16 protein-coding genes and 2 riboswitches are annotated in these 18,720 nt (G+C 70.8%); of the genes, 5 read left to right on the plus strand and 11 right to left on the minus strand.

The window, feature by feature from the left end; all coding sequences use genetic code 11:
• Positions 1-3 precede the first annotated feature (3 nt).
• From AC0QTQ_RS14615 to mgtE, 4 genes are all read right to left on the minus strand, one after another.
• Entirely contained in the window at positions 4-1,788 is a 1,785-nt protein-coding gene (locus tag AC0QTQ_RS14615; protein WP_480257173.1) for an SLC13 family permease, read from the minus strand.
• A gap of 134 nt (positions 1,789-1,922) precedes the next feature.
• On the minus strand, positions 1,923-2,738 hold the full coding sequence (locus AC0QTQ_RS14620) for a TIGR00282 family metallophosphoesterase (protein WP_121532833.1): 816 nt from the start codon (positions 2,736-2,738) through the stop codon (positions 1,923-1,925).
• 153 nt (positions 2,739-2,891) lie between these two features.
• On the minus strand, positions 2,892-3,449 hold the full coding sequence (locus AC0QTQ_RS14625; RefSeq protein ID WP_480257174.1) for a 5-formyltetrahydrofolate cyclo-ligase: 558 nt from the start codon (positions 3,447-3,449) through the stop codon (positions 2,892-2,894).
• On the minus strand, positions 3,446-4,831 hold the full coding sequence (mgtE, locus tag AC0QTQ_RS14630) for a magnesium transporter (protein WP_480257175.1): 1,386 nt from the start codon (positions 4,829-4,831) through the stop codon (positions 3,446-3,448). The genes AC0QTQ_RS14625 and mgtE overlap by 4 nt, the downstream gene beginning before the upstream one ends.
• Positions 4,832-4,892: 61 nt before the next feature.
• On the opposite strand from mgtE, the gene AC0QTQ_RS14635 reads away from it, so the two are divergent.
• A complete protein-coding gene (locus tag AC0QTQ_RS14635; RefSeq protein WP_480257176.1) occupies positions 4,893-5,831 on the plus strand; it encodes a hypothetical protein in 939 nt (312 codons plus the stop codon).
• A gap of 99 nt (positions 5,832-5,930) precedes the next feature.
• Positions 5,931-7,211 (plus strand): guanine deaminase, encoded by a 1,281-nt coding sequence (gene guaD / locus AC0QTQ_RS14640; RefSeq protein ID WP_480257177.1) that lies wholly within the window; start codon positions 5,931-5,933, stop codon positions 7,209-7,211.
• A gap of 31 nt (positions 7,212-7,242) precedes the next feature.
• Here the strand turns inward: guaD and tenA are convergent, their stop codons facing one another.
• The 6 genes from tenA to AC0QTQ_RS14670 form a co-directional block, all read right to left on the minus strand.
• Entirely contained in the window at positions 7,243-7,920 is a 678-nt protein-coding gene (gene tenA, locus AC0QTQ_RS14645) for a thiaminase II (RefSeq protein WP_480257178.1), read from the minus strand.
• A complete protein-coding gene (thiD, locus tag AC0QTQ_RS14650) occupies positions 7,917-8,720 on the minus strand; it encodes a bifunctional hydroxymethylpyrimidine kinase/phosphomethylpyrimidine kinase (protein ID WP_480257179.1) in 804 nt (267 codons plus the stop codon). Before thiD ends, tenA begins: the two co-directional genes overlap by 4 nt.
• On the minus strand, positions 8,717-9,328 hold the full coding sequence (gene thiE, locus AC0QTQ_RS14655) for a thiamine phosphate synthase (RefSeq protein ID WP_480257181.1): 612 nt from the start codon (positions 9,326-9,328) through the stop codon (positions 8,717-8,719). Before thiE ends, thiD begins: the two co-directional genes overlap by 4 nt.
• On the minus strand, positions 9,325-10,113 hold the full coding sequence (gene thiM, locus AC0QTQ_RS14660) for a hydroxyethylthiazole kinase (protein ID WP_480257182.1): 789 nt from the start codon (positions 10,111-10,113) through the stop codon (positions 9,325-9,327). Before thiM ends, thiE begins: the two co-directional genes overlap by 4 nt.
• A gap of 67 nt (positions 10,114-10,180) precedes the next feature.
• A riboswitch (TPP riboswitch) is annotated at positions 10,181-10,275 on the minus strand.
• Between the two features lie 30 nt (positions 10,276-10,305).
• A complete protein-coding gene (bluB, locus tag AC0QTQ_RS14665; protein WP_480257183.1) occupies positions 10,306-11,031 on the minus strand; it encodes a 5,6-dimethylbenzimidazole synthase in 726 nt (241 codons plus the stop codon).
• 49 nt (positions 11,032-11,080) lie between these two features.
• Positions 11,081-11,264: riboswitch (cobalamin riboswitch) on the minus strand.
• Complete coding sequence (locus AC0QTQ_RS14670; protein WP_480257184.1) at positions 11,260-11,862, minus strand: exonuclease domain-containing protein; 603 nt, start codon at positions 11,860-11,862, stop codon at positions 11,260-11,262. (Overlaps the previous riboswitch by 5 nt.)
• Positions 11,863-12,095: 233 nt before the next feature.
• On the opposite strand from AC0QTQ_RS14670, the gene AC0QTQ_RS14675 reads away from it, so the two are divergent.
• Complete coding sequence (locus AC0QTQ_RS14675; RefSeq protein WP_480257185.1) at positions 12,096-13,376, plus strand: solute carrier family 23 protein; 1,281 nt, start codon at positions 12,096-12,098, stop codon at positions 13,374-13,376.
• Between the two features lie 147 nt (positions 13,377-13,523).
• Here AC0QTQ_RS14675 and AC0QTQ_RS14680 read toward each other — a convergent pair whose 3' ends face one another.
• Positions 13,524-15,722: an autotransporter domain-containing protein gene (locus AC0QTQ_RS14680; RefSeq protein WP_480257186.1), complete on the minus strand. Its 2,199-nt coding sequence runs from the start codon at positions 15,720-15,722 to the stop codon at positions 13,524-13,526.
• A gap of 148 nt (positions 15,723-15,870) precedes the next feature.
• Between AC0QTQ_RS14680 and AC0QTQ_RS14685 the strand changes: the two genes are divergently transcribed.
• Together AC0QTQ_RS14685 and AC0QTQ_RS14690 are read left to right on the plus strand one after the other, a co-directional pair.
• Positions 15,871-17,994: a sensor histidine kinase gene (locus AC0QTQ_RS14685; RefSeq protein WP_480257187.1), complete on the plus strand. Its 2,124-nt coding sequence runs from the start codon at positions 15,871-15,873 to the stop codon at positions 17,992-17,994.
• 69 nt (positions 17,995-18,063) lie between these two features.
• Entirely contained in the window at positions 18,064-18,717 is a 654-nt protein-coding gene (locus AC0QTQ_RS14690) for a LuxR C-terminal-related transcriptional regulator (protein WP_480257188.1), read from the plus strand.
• The last annotated feature ends 3 nt before the right edge of the window (positions 18,718-18,720 follow it).

Raw genomic sequence — 18,720 nt, forward strand, 5'->3', positions numbered from 1 at the left:
GTGTTACCCCTGAAGCGGCCAGAAGAAGGGAATGATGAAGGTGGCGGTCACCGCCAGGATCAGGTTCAAGGGCGCCCCGACCTTCAGATAGTCGGAGAAGCGGTAGCCACCCGGGCCATAGACGAGGGTGTTCGTCTGATAGCCGATCGGCGTCGCGAAGGAGGCCGAGGCCGAGAACATCACCGCGACGACAAGCGCGCGCGGGTCGAGCCCGAGCGTGTGGCCCAGCTGGATCGCGATCGGGGTCAGGATCACCGCAACGGCGTTGTTCGACACGATCTCGGTCAGGAAGGATCCGAGCGCATAGATCGCCAGCAGGGTCAGGAACGGCGGCAGGTCCTGCAGCCAGGGCGAGACGAAGCCCACGATGACCTCGACCGCCCCCGAATGCTCGAGCGCGGCGCCGACGACAAGCATGCCGAACAGCAGCGCAAGGGTCGAGCCCTCGATGTAGGACAGCGCCTCGTCGGCATCTACGGCGCGGGTGAGCAGGATCACCGCCACCGCAAGCGTCGACAGCAGCAGGATCGGCGCCACGTCGAAGGCCGACAGCGCCACCACCGCGACCATCGCGCCGACCGCGATCCAGGCGCGGTTGCGCCGGAACGCCCGCACCGTGGGTTTCGAGACATCGACGAGATCCATCTCGGCGGCGAGCCGCGCGATATCCTCGGGCGCGCCCTCGAGCAGCAGCGTATCGCCCACCACCACGACGAGATCGTCGAGCTGGCGGCCGATGTTCTGGTTTCGGCGATGCGCGGCCAGAACATAGACGCCATAGCGGCGGCGCAGGCGCAGCTCGCCCAGCGAGCGGCCGATCATCCGGCAGCCGGGCGAGATCAGCACCTCGACGGTCTCGGTCTGCACCGAGCTCAGCTTGTCGACCATGCGCAGGTCGGCGTTCTGCTGCAGCCCCATCAGCTCGGCCATCTCGGTGCGCAACACCACCCGGTCGCCCGCCGCCAGCACGGCATTGGGCAGATCGCGGCGCAGCGAGGCATCGCCGCGCAGCACATCGATGACCCGCATCCCCTCGCGCTTGAACAGCTCGACCTCGAGCACCGGCTGGCCGATCAGCGACGAGCCTTCGGGCAGCGCCACCTCGGTGAAGAACTTGAGCTTGCGGCGATCGCGCAGCAGCGCCCCCATCGAGGTGCGGTCGGGCAGGATGTGGCGCCCGATCAGCACCATGTAGAGCCCGCCGATCACCACCTGGATCAGGCCCGCGCCGGTGATCTCGAACATCGAGAACGGTTCCATCCCCTTGTTGCGGGCGACGCCGTCGACGATCAGGTTGGTCGAGGTGCCGATCAGCGTCACGGTGCCGCCGAGGATCGCCGCATAGGACAGCGGAATCAGCAGCTTCGAGGGCGAGACGCCGAGCTTGCGCGCCAGCATCATCATCACCGGCATCATCATCACCACGACCGGGGTGTTGTTGAGAAAGGCCGAGGCGGCGGCGATGGCGATGAAGATGCCGATCACCGCCAGCACCGGGCGGTCGTCGATGTGGCGTTCGGCCTGGCGGGTGAGCCAGTCGAGCGCGCCGGTGCGCACCAGCCCGCCCATCAGCAGGAACATCATGATGATGGTCCAGGGGGCGGTGTTCGACAGGACCGCCACCGCCTCCTTGTAGGGCACGAGGCCAAGCAGAAGCACAAGCGCCGCCCCGCCGATCGCGATCACCTCGGTGGCGAAGATCTCGCGCATGAAAAGCACGAACATCCCGGCGACGATGGCAAGTGTGAGATAGGCCTGGGCGGCCTGACTGAGCCCGAGATCGATCACTGAATGCCTCTTGGCTGCCCCCTGTTATGGCGGCGATACTACAAGTGCCCCTGCGCCCTGCAAGCGCACAAATCGGGGCGCACGGGAATTCTCCGCGTCGTGGAGGCAGTGCCTCGATTGCCGGCGATTTCTGCTCAAACCGGCGTCGAAGGCGGCAGCCGTCCGCCCACCCGCACCGGCAGCACGCGCGTGGCCTTGCCCGAGCGGTCGTCGGTCTCGACATAAAGCCCGCTCAGCGTCGCCTCTCCGCCAGCCGGGGTGAAACGGTCGCGCGCCATGCCGGTGATGAAGCGGCGCATCGGTTCGGCCTTTTCCATGCCGATCACGCTGTCATAATCGCCGCACATGCCGGCATCGGTCAGATAGGCGGTGCCGCCGGTCAGGATCATCGCATCGGCCGTCGGCACATGGGTATGGGTGCCGACGACGACCGAGGCGCGACCGTCGCACCAATGCCCCATCGCCATCTTCTCGGATGTCGCCTCGCAATGCACGTCGACGAGGATCGCCTGCGCCAGCCCGCCCAGCGGATGGGTGCGCAGCGTCGCCTCGATCGCCGAGAACGGATCGTCGAAGGGGCGCTTCATGAACACCTGGCCGAGCACCTGGGTGACCAGCACCTTGCGCCCGCGCCGGTCCTCGAACAGGCGCGCGCCCTTGCCCGGCGCGTCCTTGGCGTAATTGAGCGGCCGGATCACCCGCGGCTCGGTCTCGATGAAGCGCAGCATGTCCTTCTGGTCGAAGGCATGATCGCCGAGCGTCACCACATCGGCGCCGGCGGCGAGCAGCAGCTTGGCGTGCTCCCCCGTCAGCCCCATGCCCGAGGAGGCGTTCTCGCCGTTCACCACGACGAAATCGAGCCCCCATTCGGCGCGCAGCTTCGGAAGCCGCTCCGCCACCGCGGCGCGTCCCGCGCGCCCCATCACATCGCCAAGAAACAGGATCTTCATGCCGAAGCCATAGGCGGAAGCGCCGAAAAGGGCAATTCCTTTCCCGATCCGCGCTTCATCTTGCCCGAAATACCTTCGGGGGTCCGGGGGCAGACAGCCCCCGGGCGGCGGTCCGCGCGCTTAGCCCGCAAGGCTTGCCGCAGGAGCCGCGGATCAGGCCGGATCGGGCACGATCGTCTCGGCGTCGGTGACGATCAGATCGAGGGCCGCATCGGTGGGCTCGGTCGGCACCTCCTCGACCTCCTGCGCGGCAAAGGCGAAGCCGATCGCGGTGACCGGCCCCGCGGCGCGCAGCCCTTCGAGCGTGCGGTCGTAGAAGCCGCCGCCATAGCCGAGCCGGAAGCCGCGCCGGTCGAAGGCCAGAAGCGGCACGATCAGCACGCGGGGGGTGACCTCCTCGGCCACGGCGGGCACATGGGCGCCGAAGGCCCCCTCGACCATCGCGCAGCCGGGGGTCCAGCGGTGAAAGCGCAGGGGCAGTCCGGTGCCCTCGATCACCGGCACCGCGACCGGGCCGAAATGGGCGGCCATCGCCGGGCGCGGGTCGATCTCGGTGCGGATCGGCATGTAGCCCGCCAGCGGCGCGCCCGCGAAGGGTTCGAGCGCCTCGGAGAGCCGTGCGCAGGCCGTGCCCTGCCCCCGCACGAAGGCCTCGCGCCGCGCGGCAAACGCGGCCTTGCGGGCAAAGGCCTTGAGCTCGGCCAGCGTCACAGCAGCACCGCCGTGGCCAGGCCGAGGAAGGAGAAGAAGCCGAAGACATCGGTCATCGTGGTCACGAAGGTGCCCGAGGCGAGCGCCGGATCGGCGCCAAGCCGTTCAAGCGCGATCGGCACCACGATGCCCGCAAGCGCCGCGATGAACAGGTTGATGATCATCGCCGCGCCGATCACCAGCCCGAGCGCCGGCGTGCCGAACCAGATCCAGGCGACGATGCCGAGGCACAGCGCGAAGGTGCCGCCGTTGATCAGCCCGACCAGCACCTCGCGGCGGATCACGCGCCAGATGTTGCTGTCGGTCAGGTTCTTGGTGGCCAGCGCGCGCACCGCGACGGTCAGCGTCTGCGTGCCGGCGTTGCCGCCCATCGAGGCGACGATCGGCATCAGCACCGCCAGCGCCACCAGATGCCCGATCGAGGCCTGGAAGAGGTTGATGATCGAGGCCGCGAGCAGCGCCGTGCACAGGTTGATCGCCAGCCAGGGCAGGCGCTGGCGCGCGGTCTCGACCACGGTGTCGGAAATCGAGCTCTCGTCGCCGACACCGGCGAGGCGCAGGATGTCTTCCTCGTGCTCCTCATCCAGAACCGACATCGCGTCGTCGATGGTGATCACACCGACAAGCCGGTCGTGATCGTCGACGACCGGGGCCGAGATCAGGTGATACTGGTTGAAGGCATAGGCGACGTCGCCCTCCTCCTGCCAGGCCGAGATCGTGCGGAAACTGTCCTCGGTGATCTCGCGCAACCCCATGTCCCGCTTCGAGGCCAGCAGCTTGCCAAGCGTGACATAGCCGGTCGGGTGATGGCCCGGATCGACCAGGATGACGTGGTAGAACTGGTCGGGCAGTTCGTCGTCACGGCGCAGGAAGTCGATGGTCTCGCCCACCGTCCAGTGCTCGGGGGCGGTGACCACCTCGCGCTGCATCAGACGGCCGGCCGAATATTCGGGATAGGTCAGCGACTGCTCGACCGCGGCGCGGTCGGGCTCGTCGAGCACCTTCAGGATCGCTTCCTGCTGCGGCTCCTCGAGATCCTCGATCAGGTCGACGACATCGTCCGAATCGAGTTCGCGCACCGCCTCGGCCAGGACCTCGCGCGGCAGCGCCGCGATGACCTCCTCGCGGATCGACTCGTCCAGCTCGGTCAGCACCTCGCCGTCGATCTCGCGGCCCCAGAGCCGGACGATCTCGCGCCGCTCGTTGCCGCCGACCTGTTCCAGAAGGTCGGCGATGTCGGCGGCGTGCAGCGGTTCGAGCAGCTCGGTCAGACGCTCCGCGTCGCCCGCATCGGCCGCGGCAAGGATGCGGTCGACGAGCTCCCCGTCGAGGCCGTAATCCTCTTCCTCGCGCTCGATGTCCTCTGCCCGTTCTTCCGCCATGAAACCCCCGTTCCGATCTGGCCGCACCTTAGCCCGGGGCCGCGGCAGGCGCGAGGGGGCCATGGCGAAAAAGACCCGCGCCCACGGGCAAGGGCCGCCATCGGATTTGCATCCCGGGCGCTGGCGGGAGAGGATTGAAGAAAAGGAGGCGCAGATGCGAAACGGTCATGTCGGCACACGCGGTTTCGGCACCTTCGATGCAGGTGCCTGGATCACGGAAGGCGACGGGCTGCGCACAAGCGCCGAGGCGATGCGCGAGCTCTGGCGCGCGCGAAAGGCGGCGTTCGACACGGCCCTGAGCGCGTCCGGCGGCAAGACCGGGCCGGTGATCGCCCGCGACTGGAGCGCGATCACCGGGATGCCGCGCGCCTCGGTGCTGCTTCTGGCCTATGCCATCGAGATGTATCTCAAGGCGGGGGTGGTGAAAGCGTTTGCCGGATGTTCGGAAGCCTCGCTCGACAAATGCCTCCGGACCATCGGCCACCATTACGAAGACATCGCAACGGAGATCGAGTTCTCCCCGAACGCCGGCGATGCGGAACACTTCGAAGCGCTTGGCCAGATGGTCACGACAGGTGCGCGCTACCCGGTGGCGGTCGCAGCCGGCACCGCGCCCGGGTATCGTAAACAGGCCGCACTCGAGAATGCGCGCATATTTCCGATCTGGTCCGAGGGCAACTTTGCGGAATGGCTGGATCTTGCCGCCCGGCTGCGCGCCCATGCGCAGCAGATCGATGGGGATCCGGCCTGCGCCGCGCATTTCGGCAGCCAGCAGATCGATTCAGATGGCTGGATCGCCTGGCGCCGGGGCGGGCACCTGTCGCCCCGGATCACCTGGAAGCCCAGTTCGGAGCAACGGAAGGAAAAGACCGGCCGGGCCGAGCTGCACGCGATGATGAAGCGGGAGGCCGAGGTTTTCATGCTTCCCCTGCACGACTGGCCCCGGGCACGGATTTTCCTGATCGGCAAGAAGGATGCGCGAGACGACCTCGCCGAATGACTGCGCCTGATGACTGCGCCTGCGCAGTGCGGCGGGGGGCTGCCGCTTGCCGCCGCACTGCGGCACGCCTAGGGTGAAGCGCAAACAAAGGAGCCGGCGATGGAACTGCTGATCGGACAGGTGATCCGCTTCGAGGGCGACCCGATGGCCGAGGGGCCCGCCGCGGCGCGCCATCTCGCCCGCGGTGCGGTGGCGGTCGAGAACGGCAAGGTCGCCGCCGTGGGCGAGGCCGAGGCGCTGCGCGCCGCTTACCCGGCGGCGAAGGCCACCGACCTCGGCCGGCAGCTGATCTCGGCGGGGTTCATCGACGCCCATGTGCATTACCCGCAGACGCAGATGATCGCGAGCTGGGGCAAGCGGCTGATCGACTGGCTCAACAGCTACACCTTCCCGACCGAGACCGGCTTTGCCGATCCGCGCCACGCGGCCGACGTCGCGTCGCTCTATTTCGATCTGGCGCTGAGCCATGGCACCACCTCGATGTGCAGCTATTGCACGATCCATCCGGCGAGCGTCGACGCCTATTTCGAGGAGGCCCGTGCGCGCGGCATGCGTGTGCTCGGCGGGCGCACCTGCATGGACAGGAACGCCCCCGATGGGCTGCGTGACACCGCGCAGACGGCCTATGACGAAAGTGCGGCGCTGCTTTCGCGCTGGCACGGGCGCGACCGGCTCGGCTATGTCATCACCCCGCGCTTCTCGCCGACCTCGACGCCCGAGCAGCTGCGCGCGCTTGGCGCGCTCTGGGCCGAGCATCCGGACTGCCTGATGCAGACCCATCTGAGCGAACAGGTCGACGAGATCGCCTGGGTGAAGGGCCTCTTCCCCGAGGCGCGCGATTACCTCGACACCTACGAGGCCTTCGGGCTGCTGGGCGAGAACGGGGTCTATGGCCACGCCATCCATCTCGAGCCGCGCGAGATCGTGCGGCTGAAGGAGGTGGGCGCGGCGCTCGCCCATTGCCCGACCTCGAACACCTTCATCGGCTCGGGGCTTTTCGACATGGCGGGGATGACCGCCGCGGGGCTGCGGGTGGGGCTTGCCACCGACACCGGCGGCGGCTCGAGCTTCTCGATGCTGCGCACCATGGCCGCGGCCTATGAGGTGGCGCAGCTGCGGCACCATCCGCTGCATCCGGCACAGCTGTGGTGGCTCGCCACGCAGGGCTCGGCCCGGGCGCTGAAGATCGACGGGCTTGTGGGCAATATCGCGCCGGGGATGGAGGCCGACCTGATCGCCGTCGACCTCGCCTCGACGCCGCTCATCGCGCAACGTGCGGTGCGGGCCGAGAGCTTCTGGGAAGAGCTGTTCCCGACGATCATGATGGGCGATGACCGCGCCATCGCCGGGGTCTGGGTCGGCGGCACGCGGCAGCGCTGAGCGCCGCCGCCCGTTTCCTGCCCCCGTTTCCTCAGGCCACCCGCCCGACCTCGGGCCAGAGCTCGCGGTGATAGGCGCTGTCCCAGAACCGCCATTCGTGCCAGCAGGCGCGGAGAAAGGCGCGGTGCATCCGCGCCTGTGTCGCCGCATCCGCCGCCGCCCCGATCCGGTCGACCAGGGCCAGCATCCGCGCCACGCTGTCGTCGAAGGCCTCGCCGGCATAGGTGGCGATCCAGGCGGCATAGGGGTTTTCCGGCCCCGACTGGCCGGCGATCTCGCGGCCGATGTCGCGATAGATCCAGAAGCAGGGCAGCAGCGCCGCCACCGCCTCGGCGAAATCCCCAAGCGCCGCGCTGCGCAGCAGGAACGAGACGTAATGGTCGCAGGCCGCCGAGACCTCGCTGGCCGCGAAGGCCTCGGCCGAGACGCCGAAGAGCCCCATGTAATGCGCGTGCAGCCCGCGCTCGACCGCGACCGCGCCGGTGGCCGAGCCCGCGAGCTGCGCCACCGCCTGCCCGTCGGGCGCCTTCGCCGCGGCCAGCGCCAGCGCGCGGGCAAAGCCCTCGAGGTAATGCGCGTCCTGGATGATATAGCCGCGGAACACCTCGGCCGGCAGCGTGCCCGCCGCCAGCTCGCGGTTGAAGGGCATCTCGTGGATCTGCCGGCGCAGCCCCTGCGTCTGCGCGGCAAGGTCTTGGGTAAAGCTCATTCTGCACTCTCCTGAAGGGCGTAAAAATGGTTGACCGGCCCATGCCCTGCGCCGACCGACAGCCGGTCGGCACTGGCGAGCGCGGCGCTGAGATAGGCCTTGGCCTCGCGCACCGCGCGCTCAAGCGGCACCCCCGCGCCCAACCGCGTGGCCAGCGCCGAGGACAGCGTGCAGCCGGTGCCATGGGTGTTGCGGGTGGCGATCCGCGGCGCCTCGACCCAGGTCTCGCCGGTGGCGTCGAGCAGCAGATCGGGGCTGGTGGCGCCGATGAGATGGCCGCCCTTGAGCAGCACCGCCGCCGGGCCAAGCGCGCGCAGCGCCTGCGCCTGTGCCCGCATCTCGTCGGGGGACGTGGCTTCGGGCAGGCCCAGAAGATCCGCCGCCTCGGGCAGGTTCGGGGTGATGAGGCTGACGCGCGGGATCAGGGCGCGCAGCGCCGCCACCGCCTCGGCCTGCAACAGCCGGTCGCCGCTTTTCGCCACCATCACCGGATCAAGGACCACCGGGCAACCAAGCCCCGCGATGCCCTCGGCCACGGTGGCGATCACCGTGGCATCGCCCAGCATGCCGATCTTGACCGCGTCGATGGTAATGTCGTCCCGGATCGCCGCGATCTGCGCCGCGATCAGTTCGGGCGGGCACAGGCTCACCGCGGTGACGCCACGGGTGTTCTGCGCGGTCAGCGCGGTGATGACGGTCATCGCATAGCCGCCATTGGCCGAGATCGCCTTCAGATCGGCCTGGATGCCGGCCCCGCCGGAACAGTCCGAGCCGGCAATCGACAGGATATTCGGGATCATGCGTCTCTCCATGCGCTCAGAAGGCTGCGGGCGGCACCGGCCATGTCCCCGGCGCGCGAGATGGCCGAGATCACGGCGAGCCCCGCGCCGCCCGCGGCCTTGATCGCGGCGGCGTCGCGCGCGGTAAGGCCGCCGATCGCCAGGCAGGGCAGCGGGCTGCGCGCGGCGATCGCGGCAAAGCCCGCGATCCCGATCGGCGGCGCGGCATCGGGTTTCGAGCCCGTCGCATGCACCGGCCCGACGCCGAGGTAATCGACGCCCTCGGGCACCGCGGCAAGCTGCGCCTCGGCCTCGATCGACAGGCCCAGCACCACGCCCGGTCCGATGCGGCGGCGGATCGCGGCGGGGTCGCCGTCGCCCTGCCCGATATGCAGCCCCGGCGCGCCGGTCTCGCGCGCCACCTCGACCCGGTCGTTGATGACGAGCTGCGCGCCAAGCGGCGCCAGCTCGGCCATCAGCCGGCGCGCAAGCGCGGCGAAATCGGCATCGGGCAGGGTCTTGTCACGCAGCTGCACCCAGCCCGCGCCGCCGCGCGCCGCGGCCAGCGCCTGCGCGATCACGTCGTGCGGGGCATGGGCGTCGGTGATGAAGCAGAGCGGCGGGATCATGTGCACACGATCCGCGCGCGGGCGGTGAGCGCCTCGGGGGTGAGGGCGGCAAGCGCGTCGAGGAAGGCCACCTGGAACGAGCCCGGCCCGGCCGCGACCGCGCCGGCCTCTTCCCCCGCAAGGCCATAGAAGGCCAGCGCCGCGACGGTGGCCGCGAAGGGCTCCTGTCCGACGCAGAAGGCACCGACGACCCCGGTCAGCGCGCAGCCAAGCGCCGTCACCCGCGGCATCATCGCATGGCCATTCGCCACCTCGGCGCTTTGCCGGCCATCGGTGACGAAATCCACCGCCCCGGTCACCGCGACGACGGCCCCGCTGCGGCGGGCAAGGTCGCGTGCCGCGGCATGGGCCATGGCCACGGCATCGGTCGCATCCGCCCCCTTCCCTGCCGTCTGCGCCCCGGCCAGCGCCAGGATCTCGGAGGCATTGCCGCGGATCACCGTGGGCGCGCGCGACACGAGCCGCGCGCCCACCTCGCGCCGATAGCCGGTCGCACCGACCGCCACGGGGTCAAGCACCCAGGGCCGGCCCGCCGCGACGGCGGCCGCGGCCGCCTCTTCCATCGCCTGCACCCAGGGCGGCGAGAGCGTGCCGATGTTGACGGTCAGCGCCTGAGCGAGGCCCGCGAACTCGGCCGCCTCCTCGCGCGCATGGATCATCGCGGGCGAGGCCCCCGCCGCCAGCAGCACATTCGCCATCACGTTCATCGCGACGTAATTGGTGATGTTGTGCACCAGGGGCGCGGTCTGCCGCATCACCGCAAGGAATTTGCCCGGGTCTTCCATCGTGATCTCCTCCACATGCGCCGGGGCCGGGAGGGATCGGGAGAGACAGCGGAGGGCAGATGCGCTCCGGGTCTTCCGCGCGCCTCCCTCCGCCGGCATTATCCGGTTCAGGTTCTAAGGGTTCTTCTCAGCCCGGTTGCCCGAGCGCCCCTGTCGCTATGGCCAAAGACCTCGCATCCGGCCCGCCCGCTGTCAAGCACCCGAACGGTCAGGCGCCGCGGCTCCCCCGGCGGCAGGCTCCCACGCCGGCCCGCCCCATCGGTCGGTGCAGGTCATCTGGGCAAGCGCGTGGCGCGTCGCCCAGCCCCGCGCCTCGAGCTCGGGCGCGTCGAACAGCTCCGTCACATGGCCGAGGCAGAGATAGGCCACCGGCACCACATGCTCGGGCAGACCGAGGATGCGGCGCAGATCGGCATCGCGGAAGATGCTGACCCAGCCGACGCCGATGCCCTCGGCGCGCGCCGCAAGCCACAGGTTCTGCACCGCGCAGACGGTCGAATAGAGGTCGGTGTCGGTGTCATGGGTGCGGCCCAGCACCACCGGCCCGCCACGGCGCCGGTCGCAGGTGATGCACAGGTTGAGCGGCGCCTCGCTGATCCCCTGCAGCTTCAGCGCCGAATACAGCGCGCGGCGGCCGCCCTCGAACATCTCGCGGGCCTCGTCATTCGCACGCTCGAAGGCGGTGCGGATCTCGCCGCGCACGCCCGCATCGCGGATCACGAGGAAGTTCCACGGCTGCGACAGCCCGACCGAGGGCGCGGCATGGGCGGCGGCCAGAAGCCGCGCCAGCACCGCATCGTCGATCGGATCGGGCAGGAACTGCCCGCGCACGTCGCGCCTTTCATGGATGGCCCGATAGACGGCCTCGCGTTCGGGCGCGGAGAAGGCTCCGGCCGGCTTCAGTCCGATTGGCTGCATGACAAATCCCCTGCCTGACAGACCTGCGGCCCCGCCGCCGTCCGCGCGTCGGGGTCTGTGGCGTCCGGCCGGTCTTCTGACTTGGCTTCGCCCCGATGCGGCGCCTTCCCGGCCGAAGCCAGTGGCCATGCCGCCCGGTCCACCTTACAGCGTTGGGCACGTCACGGATCTGCACCGTGTTCCCGATTATCCCCGACGCAACGCGCCCGGGCACCGAACAGGTCCTGACTAGCCGCGTTGCACGCGCCGCGCAACAGGCGCGCGGGCGGGGCCCAGAAGCGCCTCGAAATCCAGCCCGGTGCGGCGCTCGGCCTGCAGCACCACCTCGGCCGCGGCGCGCGCATCTTCGCCCGCGTCGTGATGCTCGAAGCGCAAATCGAGCTGCGCCTTCAGATGGCCAAGCCCGTGCCCGCCATTGCCGATGAACTCGGGCCAGGCGCGGCGCGCGATCCGCACGCTGTCGCCCCAGCGCCAGCCGGGCGCCACCCGCCCGGCCGCACCATAGGCGCCCTCGATCGCGCGGCGGTCGAAGCTGCTGTGCTGGATGATGAGGTGGCGCGACAGCAAGGGTTCGAGCGGCGCGATCGCACGGGCGAAATCGGGCGCGCCCAGCACCTGCTCGGGACCGATGCCATGCAGCTGCACGTTGAAGGACGAAAAGCGCACCTGCGGATCCACGAGCGTGACCCAGCTTTCGATGCCGCCATCCGCCCGCACGCAGGCGATGCCGATCTGGCAGATGCTGGCGGCGTCCGAGCAGGCGGTCTCGACATCGAGCGCGACGAAGCGGAAGGCGCCTTCGGGCACGCGCATCAGGCCCGCGGCGCTCATGCCGCGCCCCCGCATCCCGCCTGCCGCCCGTTTCGCCTGTGCCGTTCCCGCATCGCCCGCCCCTGCCTGACTTCGCCCGCAAGATAGGCCGGCGCACCCCGCCGGCGCAACGCCGATCCCCGGCCCGGCCCATTCGTCGCAGCCGGTGACGGGGCGGAACCGCCATCGGGGCTGGCGCAAGCGCCCGCCGCGGCAGTATGGCGGGGCAACGCAACACAGACCCCGAGGAATCAATGTCCTATTTCCCGACATGGCGCCCCGCGACGGGCAATGTGGTGATGCCGGACGAACGGCTGCCGGCTGCCGCCTCGCTCACCATGGGCGTCCAGCACCTGCTGGCGATGTCCGGCTCGACCATCGTCGCGCCGATCCTGATGGGCTTCGACCCGAATGTGGCGGTGTTCTTCTCCGGCATCGGCACGCTTCTGTTCTTCATCCTGACCGCCGGCCGGGTGCCGAGCTATCTCGGCTCGTCCTTCGCCTTCATCGCGGTGGTGCTGGCGGTGACCGCCCAGCCCGGCGCGACGATCGCCACCGCGCTTGGCGGCATCGTCGCCTGCGGCGCGATCTATGCGCTGATCGGGCTCATCGTGATGGCCGTGGGCGCGGGCTGGGTCGAGAAGCTGATGCCGCCGGTCGTCACCGGCACCATCGGCATGGCGATCGGGCTCAACCTCGCGCCGGTCGCGGTGAACCAGCTCAACGCCTTCGGCACGCCGACTGCCGGGCACCTGACGGTCGCCCTGCTCACCGTGCTGTGCATGGCGCTGATCTCGAGCTATGGCCCGCGCGCCACCCGCCGGGTCTCGGTGCTCCTGGCGCTCGCCTTCGGCTATGCGCTGGTGCTGGTGCTGGGCAACGGACTTGGCTTCGTGCCGGGGATCGACTTCGCCAAGGTCGGCGAGGCCGCCTGGTTCGGCCTGCCGAAATTCGTGTCGCCCGAGTTCCACTGGTCGGCGGTGACCCTGATCGCCCCGGTGGCAATCGTGCTGGTGGCCGAGAACCTCGGCCATATCAAGGCGCTTGGCGCGATCACCGGGCAGAACATGGACCGCTTCATCGGCCGCGGCTTCGTCGCCGACGGACTGGCGACGATGGTCGCGGGCTCGGGCGGCGGTACCGGCGTCACCACCTATGCCGAGAACATCGGCGTGATGGCGATGACCAAGGTCTATTCGACCCTCGTCTTCGTGGTCGCGGCGCTGGTCGCGATCCTGCTCGGCCTGTCGCCGAAATTCGGCGCGCTCCTGCAGACGATCCCGGCGCCGGTTCTGGCCGGTCTCTCGGTCTCGGTCTTCGGGCTGATCGCCTCGGCGATGGCGCGGATCTGGATCGAGGCAAAGGTCGACTTCTCGGACCCGCGCAACCTGTTCACCGCGGGCGTCGCGCTGATCTTCGGTGGCGGTGACTTCACCCTGCGGATCGGCGAGTTCGCCCTTGGCGGCATCGGCACCTCGACGCTGGCGGCGCTGCTCCTCTATCAGCTGCTCGGCTTCGGCCGGAAGACGGCCTGAACCGCCGCCAGCCCATCGGCACAAAACGACAAGGACGGCCCCGCGGGGCCGTCCTTTCGATTTCCGGGCCGCCCCCCGCCCCTGCCGAGACGGGACGCGGCCCTTGCGCCGGCGCTGCGGGGCGGGCAGCGCCGGACGTTCGTGAACTCAGAACTCCACCCGCAGGCTGACGCTGCCGGCAAGCTGTGCATCGCTGCCGTTGCCGATCATCGTGCTGCCCGACAGCGACAGCAGCGTCGACGGCGCAAGGGTCACATCGAGGTCGACGCCGATCCGGCCCCAGTCCCGCGCCGGCGCCGGCACCGCCGCCGACACCGCGCCGACACCGAGGATCGTGCCGGTCATCGCCGGTGGCGCGCCATTGAAGCGGTGCACCCATTCGCCGGTCAGCTGGGCGCGCGTGGTCTCGTTCACCCGGAAACCGAAGCGGCCGCCAAGCCGCGCCTCGTCGACGTCGCTGTCGCGCGCCGCCACCTGCATCGGGAAGGCGCCGCCGGTCTCGGTATAGCCGTGGACATGCGCGGTGCCGGTGGTGAAGGCGATCCAGGGCGAGAAGCTCTGCCCCTCGCCGAAGCGCAGCATCTCGGCCCAGTCGGCGCGCAGCCGCAGCGCCCGCACGTCGGCGCGGGTCTTGCCGCGCGAATGGTCGATGCCGCCGCCGTTGCGATAGGCGCGGTCGAGGTCGAGATCCCAGTCGGCGCGATAGCCCGTCAGGCTGTAGGTGAAGGGCGTGCCGGCCGGGCGAAAATCGAGCTCGGCCACCAGATGCCGGCCCGTCGCCGCGCTGGTGCCGCCAAGCGCAAGGTCGGTCTCGGTGCGGTCGACACCCGCCCCGATCCCCGCCCGCACCGACGGGCCGAGATCGGCACAGAGCCCGGCCTCGGCACTGTAGATCCGGCGGTTGTCCTTGCCCGCACCAAGGTCGCCGGTGACCCAGCTGCAGGTTTTCGAGGCTTGCGGAAAGTCGGTCAGCGGCCGGTGATGGGCGCCGAACAGCGTCATCCCCGCGGCGCCGATCACCCCGTCGATCGCGGCGCCGGCCCCCGCCAGCGTGGCGCGGTACTCGTCGAGGCCGATCACGCCGGTGCCGCCACCACCGCCACCATCTCCGCCGCCCCCGGTATCCCCGCCGCCGTCACCACCATCTCCGCCACCGCCGTCGCCTCCGCCGTCACCACCTCCGCCGTCGCCTCCGCCGCCTCCGCCACCACCACCGTCACCGCCACCGTCGCCCGGGGTGACGCGCGCGATGTATTCCTGCGTGATGCCGTTGATCTGACCGGTGCCGATCACCACGTCGCCCGCGTCGCTGATCGCCCTCGCATCGGTGAAGCTGTCCTCGCCCACCGCGACGCCGCTGGCGCTGAGCCAGTCGGCAACGGTGCCCATGCCATCGGCCTCGGTCCAGCGCATGGCGACGGTGTCCTGCAGCGTCGGCACCCATTGCGACGGGCGCCGGGCCGAGCCGACGATCACGCTGCCGTCGCCATTCGTCGCCAGTGCCCGGCTGTCGTTGCCGTCGGGCAGCCGGCCAAGCCCCTGCAACCCGCCCGCCTCGGTCCAGCGGAAGGCCTCGCCATTGCCGCTGACGTCGTTCGAATAGCCCACCACCACGCGCCCGTCCGAGGAGACATCGGTGGCAAGACTGGCGCTGTACTGCATGCCCTCGTGGCGGGGCAGCACGCCAAGCGCCTGCATCCCCTGCCCCGCGTGCCAGACGAAGGCCTCGGTCGCGCGCGTCGCGGTCGAGCCGTGCCCGACGATCACGCTGCCGTCGCGGCTGGCGCGCATGGCCTGCGACCCCACGAAGCCGCCGCCGTTCAGGTCCTCGGCCGGACCGCCATCGACCCAGCGTACGGCATGGAGCCCGTAGCTGTCGGGAATGCTCGCCCCGACCGCCACCCGGCCGTCGCCCGAGATGCCATAGGCAATGCTGTTTTGCAGCGCGGTGTTGGTGGCGAGGTGGCCAAGTTCGGTCAGCGTCGTGCCGTGCCAGATCACCGCGACACCGCGCGCGGCATAGTCGGGGCGCGAAACGCCGACCACGGTGCCGTCATCAGCGATGCCCCACGCCTCGACCGCGGCGTCCCCCGGCCGGCCCGGCAGCGCCTCGAACCCCGCCGCGGTGATGCGATAGGCGCGCCAGGTGTAGGTGTCGAGACGCACCGTCGCCGCCACCCCCTGCCCGTCGGGCGACAGATCCATGAAGGCGGTGCCGATGATCCCCGCCGGCCGCCCCGCGATCGCACCGTCGGAGACCACCCCCGCCTGCTGGGCAAGCCCCGCCGTGCCGGCGCACAGCGCCGCGACCGAAACCCCGAACCTGAAAAACGCCGTTGCGCGCATGAAGGACTTTCCCCGAAAGACTGCCGTCGCGAGAGCCTAGCCGCGAGCCCCCCGCCGCGGCATCCCCGGATCACGGGAGGCGCGCCGCAAGACCACTGGCGGGAGCTCTGGCGCGCCGCTATCAAAAGCAGGCGCCCCGGGAGGTACGATGCCGATCTCGCTTCTGAAAAGCCCCGCCACGGCCTTCGCGCTTTTCGCGGCGCTGGCGCTGGCCTGCATGGCCCTCGCGGCCCTTGCCGTGGCACAGCTGCCCCGCACGAGCTTCGAGATCCGCCCCGGCGCGGCGGGTATGGTCGAGGTCACGGGCGCCGGCCCCTTCGACGAGACCGCCCCTGCCGCGATCGTCGCGCCGGATGGCAGCGCACGTCTGCTGGCGCCGATGGTGCGGTTCCTGTCGACGAGCGAATTCCGCGGCAGCCCGGCCGAGAACGCCGCCGAATGGCGCGACCGTGCCCGGCTTGCCGCGCTGCTGACCGAGCCCGGCCTTGCCCTGCGCCTGCCCGACGGGCGGCTTGTGCCGGCGCGGGCGCTTCCGGGGGGGCTCGCGACGCTGGCGCCAAGCGCGGTGCTCTCGCTCGGCATGGGGCTTTGCGCGCTGCTGATCGGGCTCTGGCCCGGGGTGGTGCGGCCGCGCGACTGGACCTCCCGGGCGCTGTTCGCGAACGGGGCGGCGCTGGCCGTGGTGACGGTGACGCTGGCGATCAACGTGCAGGCAAGCCCCGCCAGCGGGCCGGCGCTGCATTACTGGAACACGCAGGCGAATTACCTTGCCACCTATCTGTGGGCACTCGCGCTGCTTGTGCTGTTTGCCCGCCACCCCTTCCCGATCGTCCCGCGCGGGGCGCTTTACGCCGTCGCGCTCTGGCTTGTCGGGGTCTGGGTCGCCGGTGTCGCCCTGCCCTGGCGCGACGTGCCGACGCTGCATCTGCTCAATGCGCTCGGCCTCGGCGTGGCGATCCTGGCCACCGCGGGCCTGCAAGCGCGACGCGCGCGCACCGACCCGGCCCACCGCGCGGCCTTCCGTCTTGTCGGCGCGGCGCTCGTCATCTGCATCAGCCTGTTCACCGCGCTGAACTTCGTGCCGCAGCTGCTGATCGGACGCGACCTGCTGCCGATCCAGGTCACGGCCTGCGCTCTGCTTCTGGTCTATCTGGCGCTGGCGGTGGCAATCTCGCGCTACCGGCTCTTCGATCTCGGCAGCTGGGCGGTGAAGGCCGCCGTCGCGGCACTGGTGCTGCTCGCGGTGCTGGTCCTCGATCTGGTCCTCGTGCTGGCGACGGGGGCGGGCTGGACCCTGTCGCTGCCGTTCCTGGCCGCCGTCATCGCCTGGCTGCCCGCCCGCGAGATCCTGCTGCGCCGCTTCGACGCGCGGCGCAACCGGCGCGACATCCTGCTTCTGCGCGGCGCGAGCGAAGTGGCCTTCGCCGTCTCGTCGACCGACCGCGCGGCGCGCTGGCAGGCGCTTCTGGCCGCGCAGTTCGCGCCGCTCGAGATCACCCCCTGCGGCTGCGACGCGCTCGAGATCCGCGACGACGGCCGCCGGCTGGCCGTGCCCTCGCCGATCGGCGGCGCGGGGCTGCTGCTCGGCTTTGCCGGACAGGGCCGGCAGCTTTTCGGCAGTGCCGATCGCGCGGTCGCGGCCGCGCTGCTGACCCTCGTGCGCGAGATGGACGAAGCGCGCGCCGCCTATGACCGCGGCGTCGTGACCGAGCGCGCCCGGATCGCGCGCGATCTGCACGACGACGTCGGCGCACGGCTGATGACCTCGCTGCACCGCGAGGATCTGGCCGCGGTGCGGGCCGAGCTGCGCGAGGCGATGTCGGACATGCGCCAGATCATCGACGGCATGACCGGGCCCGAGCGGCCCTTGGGCGAGCTGCTCGCCGATCTGCGCCACGAGACGGTGAGCCGGCTGGCGCTGGCGGGGATCGGCGCCGACTGGCCCGCGGGCGCGGCCTTCGACGACACCCGCCCGGTGCCCGCGCCGCTTGGCCGGGTGCTGGTCTCGGTGCTGCGCGAGCTGGCAAGCAACGCCATCCGCCACTCGGGCGCGGCACAGGTGCAGGTCGGCTGCAGCCTTTCGGGCGGGACGCTGGCGCTGCGCTTTGCCGATGACGGGTGCGGCCTGCCGGCCGAGGGCGCGGCGCGGCCGGGCAACGGGCTGCGCAACATCCGCCGCCGGATCGAGGAGACGGGCGGCGAGATCGCGCTGCACAGCGCGGCCACGGGCACGGCGGTCGAGCTGCGCCTGCCGCTCGCGTCCCGTGGCTGAGGGATGGCGCGGGCGCGCACCGCGCGGCAGGATGCGCCAGCGGCCACTGACGAACCGAAGGGAGGCGCGATGGACGGGGACCGACAGGTGTTGATCGTGGAGGACATGGCGCCGCTGCGCCGCGCGATGGCCGAGCTGGCAGCGCGGATCTTCGGCGCCCGCCCGGGCGAGGCCGGCTCGCTCGCCGAGGCGCGCGACTGGCTGCGCCGGCACCGCGACATCGACCGGCCGTTGATCGCGCTTGTCGACCTCGGCCTGCCCGACGGTTCGGGCGATGCGCTGATCGCCGAGCTGGCGGGCGACACCAACGCCACGGCGATCGTCACCACCGTCTTCGAGGATGACGGCACGGTGCTGCGCGCGCTCGGCGCGGGGGCGCATGGCTATCTGCTGAAGGGCGAGGATCTGGCCGGGATCGAGGCGCGGCTTGCCGGGCTCGAACGCGGCGAGGTGGCGATCTCGCCGCGGATCGCACGGCGCCTGCTCGAGCGGCTGCGCAGCCCCGCCACGCCCGCCCCGGCCGACCCCGCCGTCGCCCTGACGCAGCGCGAAACCGAGGTGCTGCGCGCCATCGGCCGCGGCCTGACCATCCCCGAGGCGGCCCATGCCCTCGGCATCGGGGCGCAGACCGTGGGCACGCATGTGAAGAACATCTACCGCAAGCTGAACATCGCCTCGCGCGCCGAGGCGGCGATCGAGGCGGCGCGGCGCGGGCTGCTCTGAGCG

It is taken from the genome of Paenirhodobacter sp. YD-8 (assembly GCF_056590935.1).

What these genes read in the sequence shown, in the direction of transcription:
- AC0QTQ_RS14685 (WP_480257187.1), top strand. Translation starts at nt 15,871, where the DNA reads ATGCCGATCTCGCTTCTGAAAAGCCCCGCCACGGCCTTCGCGCTTTTC.
- thiD (WP_480257179.1), bottom strand. Translation starts at nt 8,720, where the DNA reads ATGATCCCGAATATCCTGTCGATTGCCGGCTCGGACTGTTCCGGCGGG.
- thiM (WP_480257182.1), bottom strand. Translation starts at nt 10,113, where the DNA reads ATGGAAGACCCGGGCAAATTCCTTGCGGTGATGCGGCAGACCGCGCCC.
- AC0QTQ_RS14620 (WP_121532833.1), bottom strand. Translation starts at nt 2,738, where the DNA reads ATGAAGATCCTGTTTCTTGGCGATGTGATGGGGCGCGCGGGACGCGCC.
- bluB (WP_480257183.1), bottom strand. Translation starts at nt 11,031, where the DNA reads ATGCAGCCAATCGGACTGAAGCCGGCCGGAGCCTTCTCCGCGCCCGAA.
- AC0QTQ_RS14680 (WP_480257186.1), bottom strand. Translation starts at nt 15,722, where the DNA reads ATGCGCGCAACGGCGTTTTTCAGGTTCGGGGTTTCGGTCGCGGCGCTG.
- AC0QTQ_RS14670 (WP_480257184.1), bottom strand. Translation starts at nt 11,862, where the DNA reads ATGAGCGCCGCGGGCCTGATGCGCGTGCCCGAAGGCGCCTTCCGCTTC.
- thiE (WP_480257181.1), bottom strand. Translation starts at nt 9,328, where the DNA reads ATGATCCCGCCGCTCTGCTTCATCACCGACGCCCATGCCCCGCACGAC.
- AC0QTQ_RS14690 (WP_480257188.1), top strand. Translation starts at nt 18,064, where the DNA reads ATGGACGGGGACCGACAGGTGTTGATCGTGGAGGACATGGCGCCGCTG.
- tenA (WP_480257178.1), bottom strand. Translation starts at nt 7,920, where the DNA reads ATGAGCTTTACCCAAGACCTTGCCGCGCAGACGCAGGGGCTGCGCCGG.
- mgtE (WP_480257175.1), bottom strand. Translation starts at nt 4,831, where the DNA reads ATGGCGGAAGAACGGGCAGAGGACATCGAGCGCGAGGAAGAGGATTAC.
- AC0QTQ_RS14635 (WP_480257176.1), top strand. Translation starts at nt 4,893, where the DNA reads ATGGCGAAAAAGACCCGCGCCCACGGGCAAGGGCCGCCATCGGATTTG.
- guaD (WP_480257177.1), top strand. Translation starts at nt 5,931, where the DNA reads ATGGAACTGCTGATCGGACAGGTGATCCGCTTCGAGGGCGACCCGATG.
- AC0QTQ_RS14675 (WP_480257185.1), top strand. Translation starts at nt 12,096, where the DNA reads ATGTCCTATTTCCCGACATGGCGCCCCGCGACGGGCAATGTGGTGATG.